Raw genomic sequence first — 15242 nt, 5'->3', positions numbered from 1 at the left:
GCTCACCCCGCTTCGCCCAATTGCTCCCGCATCCACTCCGCGAACGCCGCCACCGCGGGATCGGCGCGGCGGGTCAGCGGGGTGACGAAGTGGAACCAGAGGCCGGACGACAGGGTCAGCGGGAAGGGAGCGAGGAGGCGGCCGGCGGCGACGTCGGGGGCGGCGAGCACGCGGCGGCCGAGGACCACGCCCGCTCCGTCGATCGCCGCCTGGAGCGCATGATCGGCATTGCTGAAGCGCAAGCCCCGCGCGGGATCGACGCCGCCGACCGCAGCGGCGGCGAGCCAGGCGGACCAATCGGGCACGTCGGGGGAGACGGCGCGCAGGGAATCGTCGTGGATGAGCGGCGCTCCGGCGAGGTCGGCGGGACTCGCGAGGCCGCTCGCCGCTCCGGGCGCGACGAGCGGCGTGACCGATTCCTCGACGAGCCGCTCGACCGACAGCCGCGTGCGGTCCGCGCTCTCGATCCGGCGGGGATCTCCGAACCGGATGGCGACGTCGATGCCCTCCAGCTCGAGATCGACGATGGCGAGGCCGGCGACGATTCGCGTGTCGATCTCGGGACGCGCCGCCGCGAAGCCGGCGAGCCGCGGCGCCAGCCATTTCGAAACGAAGGCGGGGCCCGCCGTGATCGTGAGCGTGGCCACCGCCCCGCGCGCCTGGGCCTGAGCGATGCCGAGGCGGATGCTCTCGAAGCCGGCATGGATGCCGGGATAGCAACGCCGCCCGGCCGGCGTGAGGCTTACCGTGCGGCTGTCGCGATCGAGCAGCGAGAAGCCGAGGAAGTCTTCGAGCGTCTTGATCTGATGGCTCACCGCGGCGGGCGTGACGTGCAGCTCCTCGGCCGCACGCTTGAAGCTTCCGTTGCGGGCGACCGCCTCGAAGGCGCGCAGGGCGTTCATCGGTGGCAGGCTCACGACGCCCTCTCGTCAGACAGTTGAGAAAAACTCAATGCAGGGCTGAAATCTACTCGTTTGCCGCACTGCGAGGAAATCCGTAGCTTTCCCGTGTCGCGAGGCTCGGCTTCCGGACCGCGACGCCGAGGCGGCCGGCATCCTCGCGCCGCAACCCGAAGAGACACGTTCCGAGCCGCTCGGCCGCGCGCGATCGATGCGCGCGAGCGACCCTGCTCGCCCGCAGGAGACATCGCAATGTCAGGCATCCTCGCCATCATCGGCTTCACCATCGCCGGCGAACTGTTCGTCGCGACGTTCGCGTTGCCGGTTCCCGGCGCCATCGTCGGTCTCGTGCTTCTCCTGTCGGCGCTCGCGCTCGCCGGCAGACGCCGCGGCGAAGCGCCGTCGGCGATGGCCGAGATCGAAACGAGCGCGCGCACCGTGCTGCGCTTCCTCCCGCTCTTCCTCGTGCCGCTCGGCGTCGGCGTGATCACGCTCGGCGGAATGCCGCAGGCCGATCTCGCCCGCCTCGTCGCCACCCTCGTTCTCGCGCTCGTCGCGGCGATCGTCGCCGTCTCGACGGTTCTGCGCCTCCTCGCGCCGCGCGTCTGAACCGAGCTCCGGAGACCGACATGTCAATCTCGGCAGCACCCCTCCTCGCCCATCCGCTCGTCCTCGTCGGCACCACCGTCGGCGCCTTCCAGCTCGGGACGCTCCTCTACGAGCGCTCCGGACGGCTCGCGATCCTCCAGCCCGTGCTGATCGCGATCCTCGCGATGGTCGCATTCCTGGCCGTTACCGGGATGCCCTATGCGACCTATCTCGAGGGCACGACGATGCTGCATCTCCTGATAGCGCCAGCAATCGTCGCCTTGGCCGTTCCGTTGCACGACAACCTGCGCAAGGCCCGTGCGGCCTTGCCTGCGCTCCTTGCGACGCTCGCGATCGGCGGCACCGGCATCGTCCTGTCGGCGCTCGCGATCGGGTTCGCCTTCGGCCTCGACCACGCGATGCTCGTCTCGCTCGCCACCAAGTCGGTGAGTGCGCCGATCGCGCTCGGCGTCGCCGAGCGAATCGGCGGCGACCCCGCTCTCACCGTCCTGAGCGTCTTCGTCACCGGCATCCTCGGCGTGATCGTCACGCCCGCGCTCCTGCGCCTCCTGCGCGTCGAGGACGAGGCGATCCGCGGCTTCACGCTGGGCGTCGCCGCGCACGCCTTCGGCATCGCCCGCGCCCTGGAGATCGGCCCGAAGGCCGCCGCCTTCGCCACGCTCGGCATGGGCCTGATGGGCTGCGCCATCGCCTTCCTCGTCCCGCTCGCCTTCGTAGCGTTCGGGTGAGCCTCCCCGTGGACACCCGGCGACGCGCCGCTACGATCGCTCTCTCGTCGAAACGAACAGGAGCGCGCCGTGCCCTTCATCCCCGTGCGAGACCTGCCGGACCCCGTCCTGTCCGCGGAGGATGTCGGGCGGGTCGAGGAGCGGGAGTTCCGGCATCCGCTCAACCCGAACGCCCGTCGCCTGACGCGCGCGCTGGGGGATGCGGTGGGGCTCTCGCGGATCGGGGTGCATCTCGTGCGCGTCGAGCCCGGCGACGACACGACGGAGCTGCACGCCCATGCGGTCGAGGAGGAGTTCGTCTACGTCTTGTCGGGGCGCGCGCGGCTCACGCTCGGCGACGAGGAGCGGATCCTGGAGGCGGGGGCCTTCGCGGGCTTCGCGGTGGGGCATCCGCCGCACGCGATGACGGCGCTCGGGCCCGAGCCCCTCGTCTACCTCCTCGCGGGGACCCGCGAGGCGATCGACCTGTGCCATTATCCGCGCCGCGGCCGCTGGCTGATCGTGACGCCCGAGGCGGAGCGGCTCGTCGCGGAGGACGACCTGCGCGACGTCTGACACGCGAGAATAGCGCGCGGCGGCCGACGCACCTGCGCGGCACGCGTGCGGCTAAACCGCCCGTTAAGCGCCTGCGTGCACGCTGCGATCAGCCTCTGCTCGGGCGATCACGCACAAAGCGGATCGCCCCGGCGGCGCCCCGCTCGGGGCGTCGCCGCAACGCCCCCCCCGGAGCCCCGATGTCCGCCGCCCTCCGCGCCCCCGCCTGCCACGATTGCGCGCCGTCGCGCTTCACCCTGCCGATCTCGATGGCGTTCCAGCCGATCGTCGATGTCGGGTCGGGCGGCGTTCTCGCCTACGAGGCCCTGGTGCGCGGCGCGCGCGGCGAGGGGGCGGGGAGCGTGCTCGCGCAGGTCACCGACGAGACGCGCTACGCCTTCGACCAGGAGGCGCGCACCCGCGCGATCGGGCTCGCCGCCCTGCTGGACCTGCCCGCGCGCGAGGGGCTGTTGTCGATCAACTTCTTCGCCAACGCGGTCTACCGTCCGGAGACCTGCATCCGCCGCACGCTGATCGCCGCGCGCCGCCACCGCTTCCCGCTCGGGCGCCTGATGTTCGAGCTCTCCGAGAGCGAGGCCGCGCGCGATCTCGACCACATGGTGCGCATCCTCGCCGCCTATCGCGGGATGGGCTTCAAGACGGCGATCGACGATTTCGGCGCCGGCCATTCGGGGCTGACGCTGCTCGCGCGCTTCCAGCCGGATTTCGTCAAGATCGACATGGCCCTCGTGCGCGACATCGACACGGATCGCGCCAAGGCCGCGATCGTGAGAGCGATCGCGCGGATGTGCGCCGATCTCGGCATCGTGCCGATCGCCGAAGGCATCGAGACGGCGGAGGAGAGCCGCGCGCTCGCGGAGATCGGGATCGTCGCCCAGCAGGGCTATCTCTTCGCGCGCCCCGGCTTCGAGTGCCTCCCCGAGGCGGTGCTGCCCGCGGCTGCGTCCGAGGTCGCGGCGGTGGCGTGAGATGTTCTCACCCGCCCGTCATTCCGGGGCGCGGCTCAGGCGCGGCCGGAGACGATCTCGCGCTCGCGATAGACGAGGGGGCGCGGGCACGGGCGCCCGGTCTTGCGGCGGGTGAGGAAGCGGGGCCGGCGGCCCGACAGCAGGCCGTGGCCGCGGCGAAAGTGCACGGATCCGACGGCGAGCGGGCCGATCTGCGGATAGGGCGCGGACAGGCTGCCGTCCGGGTTCTGCAGCATCAGCGGCAATCCGCTCGCGAGGCCGAGGCGCCGCCATTCCGCGACGACGTCCTCCTCGGGATAGCGGCCGAGCACGCAGCCGATCGCGCCGGTCTCGTCTACGATCGCGAGCTCGAAGGCGGGCGCGCCGGCGCCCTCCCCCTCCGCGATGCGCATCGCCACGCCGACGGGGCGCGGCGCCGTCGCGCAGACGACGCGGCCCTGCGCCGCGATCTGCGACAGGATCTTCTCGGGGGAGCCGGAGCCGCCGTCCTGGGCGGCTCCGGCCGCTCGAGTGAGCTTTGCCTTCATGCTCGACGCCTTGCCGTTCCTTGCGACATCGGCGGCTTTTCTTCACACGTTGTTCGTGTCTTGCCGCTCGATCGATGCCGAGCATGATGGTTTTGCTTTCACAGGAAGGCCTTAAGCTTTTCGGTTAAGAAGAGGCGAACGGCGCGGATGCTGAATCGATGCTTATCGGAGAACGGCGCTTTGCACGCGATCGGACGCGGACCATTGCGCGCGCGCCCGCTTCGTCCTACTTGAGAGATCAATGACGTGCGCCGCCCGTGCAGGCGGCGCCGAGGCTCTCTCTCGGTCGTCGCGCCCACGCTCGCCCGCCGCCCTCCCGCAGCGTCTGCGGCGGGGCGTGGCGGCACTTCGATCGCCCGGCGCGGCGACGCTTCGACGGATCGCGATGAACGCCCCCACCGCCACGGCCTCGAACGATGTTTCCGGCGATGTTCCCCGGACGGCCGCGCCCGGCGCGGACGACGCGCTCGCCGCGGCGCTCTCCGCCGCCGCCCGCGAGGCCGGCGCGATGGCGCTCTCCTTCTTCCGCCCCGGCGCGCGCACGAGCGCGCGCATCTGGAACAAGGCCGGCGGCTCCCCGGTGACGGAGGCGGACGTCTCGGTGGACGCCTTCCTGAAGGTGCGTCTCTCGGCCCTCCTGCCCGAGGCGGGCTGGCTCTCGGAGGAGACCGCCGACAATTCCGATCGCATCGCGCGCCGCCTCGTCTGGATCGTCGACCCGATCGACGGCACCCGCGCCTTCCTGAACGGCCATCCCGACTGGTCGATCGCCGTCGCGCTCCTCGTCGACGGCGCCCCCGCGCTGGGGGTCGTGCACGCGCCCGCTCACGATGCGCATTATGCCGCGATCGGTGGCCGCGGCGCGCGCCTCAACGGCGCGAGCATCGCCGTCGCCGCGCGCGACACGCTCGTCGGCGCGCGCGTCGCCGGCCCCAAGCCGATGATCGAGACGCTCGCGCGGCGGGCGGGCCCTGTCGAGGAGGCGCCGAAGATCCCCTCGCTCGCCCTGCGCATCGCGCGCATCGCCGCGGGCGAGGTCGATGTCGGCCTCGTCTCTGGCAATGCGCGCGATTGGGATCTCGCCGCGGCCGATCTCGTTCTCGCCGAGGCGGGCGGGACCCTGTCCGACGTCGCGGGCCGGCAGCCCGTCTACAACCGGCGCGATCCCGTGCACGGCGAACTCGTCGCGACCTCGCGCGGCTTGCATCCGCGTCTCGTTGAGGCCATGACGACGGACGGCCGGGCGGGCGATGCCGTCCGCTGAGCGAACGACCCAGAACCGGGGCGAGAAACCATGACCGAGACCACCGTCCACACCGGCGAGCAGCAGCTCCTCCACCTCGTCTTCGGCGGGGAATTGCCCGATCCCTCGAAGGTCCGCTTCAAGGATCTCGACGCGCTCGACGTCGTCGGCATCTTCCCCAACTACGCCACCGCCTATTCCGCCTGGAAGGCCAAGGCGCAGGCGACCGTCGACAATGCGCACATGCGCTATTTCATCGTGCACCTGCATCGCCTGCTCGAGCCGGCGGCCGAGTGAGGCGGCCGGCGGAGGCGGGGCGGAAGCGAAGGGGTAGGAAGCGAAGCGGATGGGCGTTCTCAAGCGCATCGGACGCATTCCGCGGGTGCAGAGAGCGCTCGGCGGCCTGTTCGCCGCCTATCTGCGGCTCGTGCGCCGCACGAGCCGGGTCGTGATCGAGCCCGCCGACGCCTTCGCGCGGCTCGAGCCGATGCGCCCGGTGATCGGCGCGATGTGGCACGGCCAGCACCTGATGGTGCCCTTCGCGCGGCGCGACGAGGACCGCTCGGTGAGCCTCGTGTCGCGCTCCGGCGACGGCGAGCTCAACGCGATCGCCCTCGAGCGGCTCGGCATCCGCGCGATCCGCGGCTCGGGCGATCGCGGGCGCGGGCGCCTGCGCGAGAAGGGCGGAGCCTCGGCGCTCAGGGCGATGCTGCGCGCGCTCGACGGCGGCGAGACGGTGGTGCTCACCGCCGACGTGCCGAAGATCTCGCGCGTGGCGGGTTCGGGCATCGTCACCCTCGCGCGGCTCTCGGGCCGGCCGATCGTGCCGGTGGCGGTGGTGTCGAGCCGCCGCTTCGTGTTCGATTCCTGGGACCGGGCGACGCTCGGCCTGCCCTTCGGGCGCATCGCCATCGTCTTCGGCGAGCCGATCGCCGTCGCGCGGGAGGCCGACGACGACGCGCTCGAGGCGGCGCGGATCGCGGTCGAGGCGGCGCTCGACGCCGTCCACGCCCGCGCCTATGCCCTCGTCGGCCGCGACGATCCGGGCCGGCGCCCGCGCGCCGCCGCGGCCGCGGAGGCGCGCGGATGAGCCGGGTCTCGACCAAGGCCATGCTCTGGGCCTATCGCTTCGGCGTCGGCGCGCTGACGCCGGCCGCGAGCGCGCTCCTGCATTGGCGCCGCTCGCGCGGCAAGGAGGACCCGACCCGCCTCGGCGAGCGGCGCGGCCATGCCGGGCGCGCGCGCCCCGAGGGTCCCCTCGCCTGGCTGCACGGGGCGAGCGTCGGCGAGACGCTCGCGATCCTCCCCCTCGTCGAGCGGCTGACGCGCCGGGGCATTGCGGTGCTCGTCACCTCCGGCACGCGCACCTCCGCGCAGGTGATCGCACGGCGCCTGCCGCCCGGCGCGATCCACCAATACGTGCCGCTCGACGTGCCGATCTACGTGCGCCGCTTCCTCGACCATTGGCGGCCGGACATCGCGCTCTTCGCCGAATCGGAGATCTGGCCGAACTTCATCGTCGCCCTCGAGCGGCGAAACATCCCGCTCGTCCTCGTCAATGCCCGCCTCTCCGAGCGCTCGTTCCGGCGCTGGAGCAAGGTGCCGGACGCCGCCGAGACGCTGCTTTCCCGCTTCGCCTGCTGCCTTGCGCAGACGCCCGCCGACGCCGAGCGCCTGCAGCGGCTCGGCGCGCCCCGCGTCTCCGTGGCAGGCAATCTGAAATTCGACGCGCCGCCCCCGCCCGCCGATCCGCGCACCGTGGCGAGCCTGCAGGCGCTCACCGCCGGGCGGCCGGTCTGGCTCGCCGCCTCGACGCATCCCGGCGAGGAGGAGATCGCGATCGCGGTGCATCGCGCGCTCGCCAAGCGCTTTGCGGGCCTGATCACGATCGTCGCCCCCCGTCACCCCCAGCGCGGCGCCGAGATCGCGGCGATCGCGCGCGAATCGGGCCTGCGCCCGGCCCGCCGCTCCGAGGGTCTCCAGCCCGACCGCGCGACGGATCTCTACATCGCCGACACGATCGGCGAGATGGGCCTCCTCTACCGCCTCGCGCCCCTCGTCTTCGTCGGCGGCTCGCTCGTGCCGCATGGCGGGCAGAACCCGATCGAGCCGGCGAAGCTCGGCGTCGCCGTGCTGCACGGGCCGCACGTGCACAATTTCACCGACGTCTACGCGGCCCTCGACAATGCCGGCGGCGCTCGCCCCGTGGCGGATGCGCGCGCGCTCGCCGGAGCGCTCTCCGAGCTCCTCGCCGATGCGGGCACCGTGCGCACGATGGGGCGGCGCGGCACGGAGGCGGTCGAGCGTCTCGGCGGCGCGCTCGAGCGAACCGTACGGGCGATCGATCCGTTTCTCGTCGGCCTCGTGCGCGGAGAGGGATGACATGCGAGCGCCGGCTTTCTGGAGCGCGCCGCGACCGAGCCTCGCGGCGCGCGCCCTCGCGCCGATCGGGGCGATCGTCGGCGGGGTGACCGCGCGGCGGATGCGCGAGACGGGGGTGCGCGCGGCGCTGCCGGTGGTGTGCGTGGGCAATTTCACGGTCGGCGGCACCGGCAAGACCCCCGTCGCGCTCGCGCTCGCCGATCTCCTCGCGGGGGCGGGCGAGCGGCCGGTCTTCCTCAGCCGCGGCCACGGCGCGCGCGTCGCGCAGCCCACCCGCGTCCATCCCGATACGCACGGCGCGGCCGAGGTCGGCGACGAGCCGCTCCTCCTCGCGCGGGTGCGCCCCACAATCGTGAGCCCGGACCGCCCCGCCGGCGCGGCGCTCGCGGCGGCGACCTCGGGCGCGAGCGTGATCGTCATGGACGACGGGCTCCAGAACCCCTCGCTCCTGAAGGATTGCACGATCGCCGTCGTCGACGGCGAGACCGGGATCGGCAACGGCCTGTGCCTGCCGGCGGGTCCGCTCCGGGCGCCGCTCGCGGGCCAGCTCGGGCACGTCCACGCGGTCGTGACGATGGGCGACGGCCCGGGCGGCGCGGCGGTGGCGAGCGCGGCGCGCGCGCGGGGCCTGCCGGTCTTCGCCGCCCTCCTCGCGCCCGACGAAGCCGCCGCCGCGCAGCTCGCGGGAGCCCGCGTCCTCGCCTTCGCCGGCATCGGCCGCCCGGAGAAGCTGTTCGCGACGCTGCGCGCGATCGGCGCGGAGGTCGTCGAGGCGGTGCCGCTGCCCGACCACCATGCCTATGCCCCGGGGGAGGCGCAGGCGCTCGTCGAGCGCGCCCGCGCGGCGGGCCTCCTCGCGGTCACGACGACGAAGGACGCGGTCAAGACCGGGCCGATCGCGGGGCTCGCGGTGCTGCCCGTCGCCGCGCGCTTCGCCAACGCCTCGGGCCTCCTCGCGCTCGTGATGCGCCGCATCGAAGCGGCGCGACGGGCCGGGGAGCCGGGGGCGTGAGGGGCGGCGACATCGGGAGCCCTTGGCAAGCGGGCGCGCGCGCAATATGCGTGGGGCGATGACCACGCGCCCGCCCCTTCCCGGCCGGATCAAGATCTGCGGCCTGTCCACGCCCGAGACGCTCGACGCGGCGCTTCTGGCCGGCGCGGACATGGTCGGGCTCGTGCGCTTCCCCAGATCCCCGCGCCATGTCGACCTCGACGCGGCCGCCGCGCTCGCCGAGCGCGCTCGGGGACGCGCCTGCGTCGTCGCGCTCGTGGTGAACGCGGCCGACGACGAGCTCGCCGCGCTCGCCGAGCGCGTGCGCCCCGATCTCCTCCAGCTCCACGGCGCCGAGAGCCCCGAGCGCGCCGCGGCGATCGCGCGCGCGACCGGCATTCCCGTGATGAAGGCGATCGGGATCGGCACCCGCGAGGACCTCGCCGCGATCGACGCCTATCGCGCGGCGGGCGCGTCGATCCTCCTCGACGCCAAGCCGCCCAAGGACCCCGCCGCTCTGCCCGGCGGCAACGGGCTCGCCTTCGATTGGCGGCTTCTCGCCGATCTCGATCCGAGCCTTTCCTTCATGCTCTCGGGCGGGCTGACCGCCGGATGCGTCGCCGACGCCATCGCGCTCACGCGCGCGCAGGCCGTCGACGTGTCGTCGGGCGTCGAGAGCGCGCCGGGCGCCAAGGACGTCGCCCGAATCGCAGATTTCGTGGCGGCCGCGCGATCGGCCTATGCCAAAATCCCTTCCGCCGAGAGGATGAGCCCGTGAACGCGCCTCAGACGCCCAATTCCTTCCGCAACGGGCCGGACGAGACCGGCCATTTCGGCATGTTCGGCGGACGCTTCGTCGCCGAGACGCTGATGCCGAACATCCTCGCGCTCGAGCAGGCCTACGAGGCCGCGAAGGCCGATCCCGCCTTCGCGGAAGAGATGCGCTCCTATCTCAAGCATTATGTCGGGCGCCCCTCGCCGCTCTATTTCGCCGAGCGGCTGACGGAGCACGTCCGCGCGGGCGCGAAAGCCGGCTGCGGCGCCAAGATCTACCTCAAGCGCGACGAGCTCAACCATACCGGCGCGCACAAGGTGAACAACGTTCTCGGCCAGATCCTGCTCGCGATCCGCATGGGCAAGCGCCGGATCATCGCCGAGACGGGGGCCGGCCAGCACGGCGTCGCGACGGCGACGCTCTGCGCGCGCTTCGGCCTCGATTGCGTCGTCTATATGGGCGCGACCGACGTCGAGCGGCAGAAGCCGAACGTGTTCCGCATGAAGATGCTCGGCGCCGAGGTGGTGCCGGTCACCTCCGGCTCGATGACGCTCAAGGACGCGATGAACGAGGCTTTGCGCGACTGGGTCACGCATGTCGAGACGACGTTCTATTGCATCGGCACCGTCGCCGGCCCCCACCCCTATCCCGCCATGGTGCGCGATTTCCAGTGCGTCATCGGCGAGGAGGTGCGCTGGCAGATGCAGGAGGCGGAAGGCCGGCTCCCCGATTCGCTGATCGCCGCGATCGGCGGCGGCTCGAACGCGATCGGCCTGTTCTACCCCTTCCTCGACGATGCCTCCGTCGAGATCTACGGGGTCGAGGCCGCCGGGCGCGGGGTCGATTCGGGCCTGCACGCGGCCTCGCTCACCGGCGGCAAGCCGGGCGTGCTGCACGGCAACCGCACCTATCTCCTCATGAACGAGGACGGCCAGATCACCGACGCCCACTCGATCTCGGCGGGGCTCGACTATCCCGGCATCGGCCCGGAGCATTCCTGGCTGCACGAGCAGGGCCGCGTCACCTACATCTCCGCGCGCGACGACGAGGCGCTCGCCGCCTTCCAGCTCCTCTCGAAGCTCGAGGGCCTGATCCCCGCGCTCGAGCCCTCCCACGCCATCGCCAAGGCGGTCGAGATCGCGACGGCCAAGCCGAAGGACCATCTGATGGTGGTGAACCTGTGCGGGCGCGGCGACAAGGACATCTTCACGGTAGCCGAGCATCTGGGGGGCGGGTTGTGACCGCACGCATCGAAGCCCGTTTCGCCAAGGCCCGCGCGGAGAACCGCGCGGTCCTCGTCACCTACACGATGGCGGGCGATCCCGATCCGGAGACCTCGCTCGCGATCCTGAAGGCGCTGCCGGGGGCGGGGGCCGACATCGTCGAGTTCGGCCTGCCCTTCACCGACCCGATGGCCGACGGGCCTGCGATCCAGGCGGCGGGCTTGCGCGCGCTGAAGGCGGGGCAGACGACGGCCGGCACGCTCGATCTCGTGCGCCGCTTCCGCGAGAGCGATGCCGACACGCCCGTGATCCTGATGGGCTATTTCAACCCGATCTACCAATACGGCGTCGAGCGCTTCCTCGCCGACGCGAAGGCGGCGGGGGTCGACGGGCTGATCGTCGTCGATCTGCCGCCGGAGGAGGATGCCGAGCTCTGCCTGCCCGCGCTCGCGGCCGGCCTCGCCTTCATCCGGCTCGCGACGCCGACCACCGACGATCGCCGCCTGCCGGCGGTGCTCGCGAACACGGCGGGCTTCGTCTATTACGTCTCGATCACCGGCATCACCGGCGCCGCGACGCCCGATTTCGACAAGGTCTCGGGCGCGGTCGCGCGGATCAAGCGGCACACGGATCTCCCCGTCGTCGTCGGCTTCGGCGTCAAGACCGGGGCGCATGCGGCCGCGATCGCGCGCGGGGCGGACGGGGTCGTCGTCGGCTCGGCTCTGATCGACCGCCTGAAGGCGAGCCTCGACGCGGAGGGGCGCGCGGGCGGCGACACGGCCGAGAGCGTGCTCTCGCTCGTGCGCGAGATCGCCGACGGCGTGCACGGCGCGCGGCGCTGACATGCTGGAAGGCCTCCACCCCAACCGCCCGACCCATGTGCTGCGCCTCTCGACCACCGAGGGCGCGGCGCGCGCGATGACGGATCTCCTCGGCGAAGTCTTCGACCCCGCCGAGACGGCGGTTGCCGCCTTCGAGACGGAGGACGGCGCGTCCTGGCTGCTCGAAGCCTATTTCGCGAGCGCGCCGGACGAGCCCGCGATCCGCGAATTGCTGCGCCCGATCGTGGGCGACGCGATCGACGCGGCCGCCTTCGTGGAGATCGCGGCCAAGGACTGGGTCGCCGCCTCGCTCGAGGGCCTCGCGCCGGTGCGCGCGGGTCGCTTCCTCGTGCACGGCTCGCACGATCGCCACCGGGTGCGCGAGAACGACGTCGCGATCGAAATCGAGGCCGCGCTCGCCTTCGGCACGGGCCATCACGGCACGACGCGCGGCTGCCTCTTGGCCCTCGTCGACGCCTTGAAGACCAACCCGCCGCGGCGCGTGCTCGACGTCGGCACCGGCACCGGCATCCTCGCCTTCGCCGCCGCCAAGGCGATGCGGCCGGGCGCCTCCGGCCGGCGGGTCGTCGCGGGCGACATCGACCCCGTGGCGGTCGCGGTCGCGCGCGAGAACGCGAGGCTCAACGGCATCGCGGGCGATCTTTCGCTCTATGTCGGGCCGGGCGTGCGCCACGCGTCGGCGAACCGCACCCGCCATTTCGACCTCGTCTTCGCCAACATCCTCGCCGCCCCCCTGCGGCGGCTCGCGCCCTCGCTCGCGCGGGTGACGGCGCAGGGCGGCACGCTCGTCCTCTCGGGGCTGCTCGCGCGCGACGTGCCGGGCGTGCTCTCGGCCTATCGCGCCCAAGGCTTTGCGCTCGTGCGCCGGCGCGATCTCGAAGGCTGGGCGGCGCTGACGCTCCGCCGCGGAGGAGCGGCGCCGCGGCCGGCGCTGTAGGGGGTTTCCTATCCGTCGAGGCGCGCCCCTCTCCTTCCCCTCAGGGGAAGGTGGCTCCGACCCCGAACAGGGGTCGGAGACGGATGGGGTTATTCGCTCCGAAGGAGCGAAGGGGCGTTGGGCTTCTCCTTACGTAAGGCGCTCTACGACGACGCCCCTTCGCAGCTTCGCTGCGAATGACCCCATCCGACCCGTCGGCTCCGCCGCCGGGCCACCTTCCCCTGAGGGGAAGGAGAAGAACGCCCCCTCGCCGCCCCGCCTCAGCGCACCTCGGACAGAAGCGGCGACCAGGTCGGGTCGGAGGCGAAGCCGGGGGTGGGGATCTGGACCTCGACGCGGCCGGTGATGTCGACCATGTAGAGCTGCCCGCCGGACTGGCCGCCCGGATCGCGGAAGAAGACGATGTACTGACCGTTCGGCGCCCAGGCCGGCCCCTCGTTGTGGAAGCCCTCCGTGAGGATGCGCTCGCCCGAGCCGTCGGGGCGCATCACGCCGATCGAGAAGCGCCCGCCCGACATCCGCGTGAAGGCGATCAGGTCCCCGCGCGGCGACCAGGCCGGTTGCGAATAGGAGCCCTGGCCGAAGGAGATGCGCCGCACGTCCGAGCCGTCCGCGTTCATCACGTAGAGCTGCTGCGTGCCGCCGCGATCGCTCTCGAAGACGATCTGCGTGCCGTCCGGCGAGAAGGACGGCGAGGTGTCGATCGCCACCGACGAGGTGAGCCGCGTCGTCGTGCGCGAGACGAGGTCGATCTGGTAGATGTTGGCGTTGCCGCCCTGCTGGAGGGCCATCACGATCGCCCGCCCGCTCGGCGCGAAACGCGGGCTCGAGGTCATGTCGGGAAAGTTGCCGACGGCCTGGCGCGCGCCGGTCTCGAGGTTGAGCACCTGCACGCGCGGCTGCTCGCCGGACGTCTGCGCCATGAAGGCGATTTCCTGGGCGCGCGGCGAGAAGCGCGGGGTCACCACCGATGCGTCGCCGGGCGTGAGGAAGCGCACGTTGGCGCCGTCCTGATCCATGATCGCGAGGCGCTTGAGGCGGTTCTCCTTCGGCCCGGTCTCGTCGACGAAGACGATGCGCGTGTCGAAGAAGCCGCCGAGCCCGGTGATCCGGGTGAAGACCGAATCTGAGATGATGTGGCCGACGCGGCGCCAATTGTTCGGGTCGGTGAAGAATTGCTGGCCGGTGATCTGCTGGCCGGTCGTCACGTCCCAGAGCCGGAACTCGGTGCGCAGGCGCCCCTGCCCGTCGCGGGTGACGCGCCCGGTGACGAGGCCCTGCACGCCCGCCGCCCGCCAGGCGTCGAAGCGCGGCACCGCGTCGAAGGCCGGCGCCGCCTCGGGGAAGCGGTCGCGCGCGAGCGGCGCGAAATAACCCGAGCGGCCGAGATTGCTCGTCACGATCCCGGAGATCTCGGGCCCGAGATTGCCCTCGCCGGCGAAATCCGTCACGGCGATCGGCATCGGCTGGAACTGGCCGCCGCGCACGTCGACGACCAGTTCCGCGCGGGCCGTATCCGGCGCGAGGGTGGGCGCGAGGAGCACGAGCGCTGCGGCGGCGAGGCCGATCCGGCAGGCGATCTTCAAGGTGCGCATTGTGTTTCGTCGATCCGCTCGAGGTTGCGCGAGGCGCCGCGAGGGCGCCGGTCGGGTTGGCGTCTGGAACCGGTTCAGGACGCTTCCAGGGGATTGAAGTTCACGCTCAGCGTTCTCCAATCGTCGTAATAGGGGGCGAATTGGGCCGGAATCCGGAGCGGCGCGCAACGCTGCACCGCCCTCAAAGCCGAATCGGCGACGGCGCCGAACAGCGGATCCGACGAGGAATTGACGAGATCGGGGCCGGCGGTGAGCCCGCCCTCGGGCGACAGCGAGAAGCGCACCACCGCGACGGGGGGATTGCTCATCGACTGGGCCGCGAGCGGCGCGTCCCAGCAGGCGCGCAGCTGCGAATTGATGAGCCCGATGAGCTGGTCGCGCAGGCTCGGGCTCAGCCGCGAGGCGGTGCCCGTGGCGGTGCCGAGCGAGGCGGTGCGGGCGAGCTCGGGCCCGCTCGCGCCCGTCGCCGCCGGATTGTCGGTCGAGCGCAGGAGCGAGGCGATGTCGGTCGGGTTGAAGCGGCTCGCTTCCTCCGCGACGCGGCTCGCGCGGGCCTCCTCCTCCTCGCGGCGGCGGCGATCGGCGGCGGCGCGGGCCTCGCGCTCGGCGCGCTCGCGCTCCTGCCGAGCCTGCGCCTGTTGTTGCTGCTGCTGGCGCTGTTGCTGGGCCTGCGCCTCGCGACGCCGCTCCTCCTCGCGACGCCGTTCGGCCTCGCGGGCCTGCGCCTGAGCCTGCTGTTGCGCCTGCTCCTGGCGCGCGCGCTCCTGTTCGCGGGCGATGCGCTGCTGCGCCTCGGCCTGGGCGCGGGCGCGCTCGGAGCGCGAGGGCGGCAGCGGCACGGGCACCGCGTTCTCCGCCGCCTCGGCGACGATCGGCGCAGGCACGCTCGGCGCCTCGGGAGCGGGCGGCGTCGGCGCGGGCGGCGCCTCGGCGACCGGAGGCGGCGGCGGGGGAGCGACCGGGGCCGG

16 protein-coding genes and 1 pseudogene are annotated in these 15242 nt (G+C 72.6%); 13 read left to right on the top strand and 4 right to left on the bottom strand.

Going from position 1 to position 15242, the window contains the following annotated elements:
• Positions 1-2: 2 nt before the first annotated feature.
• On the bottom strand, positions 3-917 hold the full coding sequence (locus ACK4UM_RS16295; protein ID WP_409801071.1) for a LysR substrate-binding domain-containing protein: 915 nt from the start codon (positions 915-917) through the stop codon (positions 3-5).
• A gap of 234 nt (positions 918-1151) precedes the next feature.
• Here ACK4UM_RS16295 and ACK4UM_RS16290 point away from each other — a divergent pair, with 234 nt between their 5' ends.
• The 4 genes from ACK4UM_RS16290 (at position 1152) to ACK4UM_RS16275 (ending at position 3759) form a co-directional block, all read left to right on the top strand.
• Complete coding sequence (locus ACK4UM_RS16290) at positions 1152-1508, top strand: CidA/LrgA family protein (protein ID WP_409801069.1); 357 nt, start codon at positions 1152-1154, stop codon at positions 1506-1508.
• A gap of 20 nt (positions 1509-1528) precedes the next feature.
• The gene (locus ACK4UM_RS16285; RefSeq protein ID WP_409801067.1) at positions 1529-2236 is read left to right on the top strand and encodes an LrgB family protein; all 708 of its coding nucleotides are present in this window, start codon (positions 1529-1531) and stop codon (positions 2234-2236) included.
• Positions 2237-2305: 69 nt separating this feature from the next.
• Positions 2306-2791 carry a cupin domain-containing protein gene (locus tag ACK4UM_RS16280; RefSeq protein ID WP_409801065.1) on the top strand — a complete coding sequence of 162 codons (486 nt, stop codon included), beginning with the start codon at positions 2306-2308 and terminating at the stop codon, positions 2789-2791.
• Between the two features lie 179 nt (positions 2792-2970).
• Positions 2971-3759, top strand: coding sequence for an EAL domain-containing protein (locus ACK4UM_RS16275; RefSeq protein WP_409801063.1), 789 nt, complete (start codon positions 2971-2973; stop codon positions 3757-3759).
• Between the two features lie 35 nt (positions 3760-3794).
• Here ACK4UM_RS16275 and ACK4UM_RS16270 read toward each other — a convergent pair whose 3' ends face one another.
• Complete coding sequence (locus tag ACK4UM_RS16270) at positions 3795-4286, bottom strand: DUF6101 family protein (RefSeq protein WP_409801062.1); 492 nt, start codon at positions 4284-4286, stop codon at positions 3795-3797.
• A gap of 385 nt (positions 4287-4671) precedes the next feature.
• On the opposite strand from ACK4UM_RS16270, the gene ACK4UM_RS16265 reads away from it, so the two are divergent.
• From ACK4UM_RS16265 to ACK4UM_RS16225, 9 genes are read left to right on the top strand one after another with little or no spacing between them, the layout of a single operon-like run.
• On the top strand, positions 4672-5550 hold the full coding sequence (locus ACK4UM_RS16265) for a 3'(2'),5'-bisphosphate nucleotidase CysQ (protein WP_409801060.1): 879 nt from the start codon (positions 4672-4674) through the stop codon (positions 5548-5550).
• 30 nt (positions 5551-5580) lie between these two features.
• Complete coding sequence (locus ACK4UM_RS16260) at positions 5581-5826, top strand: DUF4170 domain-containing protein (protein WP_409801058.1); 246 nt, start codon at positions 5581-5583, stop codon at positions 5824-5826.
• 49 nt (positions 5827-5875) lie between these two features.
• Positions 5876-6619, top strand: a complete 744-nt coding sequence (locus tag ACK4UM_RS16255; protein ID WP_409801056.1) for a lysophospholipid acyltransferase family protein — start codon at positions 5876-5878, stop codon at positions 6617-6619.
• Positions 6616-7911 carry a 3-deoxy-D-manno-octulosonic acid transferase gene (locus ACK4UM_RS16250; protein WP_409801054.1) on the top strand — a complete coding sequence of 432 codons (1296 nt, stop codon included), beginning with the start codon at positions 6616-6618 and terminating at the stop codon, positions 7909-7911. Before ACK4UM_RS16255 ends, ACK4UM_RS16250 begins: the two co-directional genes overlap by 4 nt.
• Position 7912: 1 nt before the next feature.
• A complete protein-coding gene (gene lpxK, locus ACK4UM_RS16245) occupies positions 7913-8923 on the top strand; it encodes a tetraacyldisaccharide 4'-kinase (protein WP_409801052.1) in 1011 nt (336 codons plus the stop codon).
• Positions 8924-8981: 58 nt separating this feature from the next.
• Positions 8982-9680, top strand: a complete 699-nt coding sequence (locus tag ACK4UM_RS16240) for a phosphoribosylanthranilate isomerase (RefSeq protein ID WP_409801050.1) — start codon at positions 8982-8984, stop codon at positions 9678-9680.
• A complete protein-coding gene (trpB, locus tag ACK4UM_RS16235) occupies positions 9677-10918 on the top strand; it encodes a tryptophan synthase subunit beta (protein WP_409801048.1) in 1242 nt (413 codons plus the stop codon). Before ACK4UM_RS16240 ends, trpB begins: the two co-directional genes overlap by 4 nt.
• Positions 10915-11742 carry a tryptophan synthase subunit alpha gene (gene trpA, locus ACK4UM_RS16230; RefSeq protein ID WP_409801046.1) on the top strand — a complete coding sequence of 276 codons (828 nt, stop codon included), beginning with the start codon at positions 10915-10917 and terminating at the stop codon, positions 11740-11742. Before trpB ends, trpA begins: the two co-directional genes overlap by 4 nt.
• A gap of 1 nt (position 11743) precedes the next feature.
• On the top strand, positions 11744-12679 hold the full coding sequence (locus ACK4UM_RS16225) for a 50S ribosomal protein L11 methyltransferase (protein WP_409801044.1): 936 nt from the start codon (positions 11744-11746) through the stop codon (positions 12677-12679).
• 260 nt (positions 12680-12939) lie between these two features.
• Here ACK4UM_RS16225 and tolB read toward each other — a convergent pair whose 3' ends face one another.
• Positions 12940-14274, bottom strand: a complete 1335-nt coding sequence (gene tolB, locus ACK4UM_RS16220) for a Tol-Pal system beta propeller repeat protein TolB (protein ID WP_409801042.1) — start codon at positions 14272-14274, stop codon at positions 12940-12942.
• Between the two features lie 74 nt (positions 14275-14348).
• Positions 14349-15242: pseudogene (locus ACK4UM_RS16215) on the bottom strand (hypothetical protein); the annotation flags it as partial.

This window comes from Salinarimonas sp., assembly GCF_046292825.1.
Classification (GTDB): domain Bacteria; phylum Pseudomonadota; class Alphaproteobacteria; order Rhizobiales; family Beijerinckiaceae; genus Salinarimonas.
Note: the sequence above shows the minus strand (reverse complement) of the source record. Positions and strands in the feature narration are given on the sequence as shown.